Genomic DNA, 386 nt, shown 5'->3' with positions numbered 1-386 from the left:
CACCGCCCCCGCCGACCTGCCGACACCACTCGTCCGCCACCTCACTCCGATGCAGCAGTGGGCGATCACCGCCGCTGATGAGGCGATGGATGATGCGGGCACAGGTGACCTGCCGTGGAACGCGGATGCCGCGCAGGTGATCATCGCCACGGGATCAGGGCCGGTCGACGCGGTGACGGAGGCAGCCGGCACGTTGCGAGAGGCCGGTCGGCGCCGGGTGCCGCCGAGCCTCGCCGTCTATGGAACCGCGGATGCCGTCGCCGGGATCCTCAGCCGTCGATACGGATTCCTCGGACAGACCCACGCCGTCACAGCGGCATGCGCGAGCGGCGCCATCGCGATCGGCGAAGGCCTACGGCGCATCCGTCACGGATACGCCGATGCGG

General features: G+C 70.7%; 1 protein-coding gene. It reads left to right on the top strand.

Features of this window, described 5'->3' with window-relative positions:
• The coding region (locus DSP71_RS23045) for a beta-ketoacyl synthase N-terminal-like domain-containing protein (protein WP_309472602.1) at window positions 1-386 on the top strand (386 nt) is incomplete at both ends.

This window comes from Microbacterium sp. H6 (assembly GCF_003314775.1).
In the GTDB taxonomy this organism is placed as follows: Bacteria; Actinomycetota; Actinomycetes; order Actinomycetales; family Microbacteriaceae; genus Microbacterium; species Microbacterium oxydans.
The sequence above is the reverse complement of the archived record's forward strand: the minus strand, read 5'-3'. Positions and strand labels throughout refer to the sequence as shown.